The sequence below is a fragment of the Streptomyces sp. YS-3 genome, assembly GCF_045257485.1.
Taxonomy (GTDB): domain Bacteria; phylum Actinomycetota; class Actinomycetes; order Streptomycetales; family Streptomycetaceae; genus Streptomyces.
This window is the reverse complement of the sequence record NZ_JBJHPC010001054.1, coordinates 1-1,106: the sequence shown is the minus strand read 5'-3', so window position 1 is coordinate 1,106 and position 1,106 is coordinate 1. Positions and strand designations below refer to the sequence as shown.

The 1,106-nt window shown below is 75.2% G+C and carries 1 protein-coding gene; it reads left to right on the top strand.

Annotation, left to right across the window (positions count from 1 at the left end; genetic code table 11):
- Positions 1 to 329: 329 nt before the first annotated feature.
- Positions 330 to 1,106: S-methyl-5-thioribose-1-phosphate isomerase (locus ACJA3G_RS37430; RefSeq protein WP_406557460.1), on the top strand; the 777-nt coding region annotated here is incomplete at its 3' end.

Sequence of the window (1,106 nt, the reverse complement as noted above, 5' to 3'; positions counted from 1 at the left end):
GCCCTGGCCCGGGGTGGCGGCCGGAGGCGACCACTGKCCCGCCGGAGGCTGGTTCCGGGACCACTGCGAGGACGCGCGGGCCCGGTCGGAGGGCTCGGGCTGCCCGGGCGCGCCGGTGTCCTCGCCGTCGGAGGGGGCCGATCCGGGCGAAGCCCAGCCCGGAGAGTCGTTCACGGTCGTCCACCTCGTGGATTGGTCGTGGGACCAGCTCGACGAGCCGGCTCCTTGGGGTCGGCAGCCATCGTGCCATGCGGTTCCGGGCCGCGGACCGGCCCCCGTATCTCGTTAGCACCTTCAATTGTCGGTGGCTCACCGGGCAGACTGGGCGGATGGCTGATCACGAGGTGCGATCCACCGTGGGCTCCGAGCCGTCGGGACTGGAACAGCTGCGCTGGGACGAGCCGCCGGAGGGGCCGGTGCTGGTGCTCCTCGACCAGACCCGGCTGCCTGCCGAGGAGGTGGAGCTGGTCTGTACGGATGTGCCGGGGCTGGTGCGCGCCATCCAGACGCTGGCCGTCCGCGGGGCGCCGCTGCTGGGTATCGCCGGGGCGTACGGGGTGGCGCTGGCCGGGGTGCGCGGCTACGACGTCCAGGAGGCCGCGGCTCTGCTGGCGGCGGCGCGGCCCACCGCGGTGAACCTCGGGTACGGGGTGCGGCTGGCGGTCGGGGCGTATCAGGCGGCCCTGGGCAAGGGCGCGGGTCCGCAGGAGGCGGGGGCGGCTGCCCTGGCGGCTGCGAGGGCCCTGCATCGGGCGGACGCGGAGGCCAGTGTCAGGATGGCGGCCCACGGTCTGGCCCTGCTCGACGAGCTGCTGCCCGGCGGCAGCCACCGGGTGCTCACGCACTGTAATACCGGGCGGCTGGTCTCGGGCGGCGAGGGCACCGCGTTCGCGGTGGCGCTGGCCGCGCACCGGGCGGGCCGGCTGCGGCGGCTGTGGGTCGACGAGACGCGGCCACTGCTCCAAGGGGCCAGACTGACCGCGTACGAAGCGGCGCGCAGTGGCATGGCGTACAGCTTGCTGACCGACAATGCCGCGGGGTCGCTGTTCGCGGCGGGGGAGGTGGACGCCGTGCTGGTGGGGGCGGACCGGATAGCGGCCGACGGG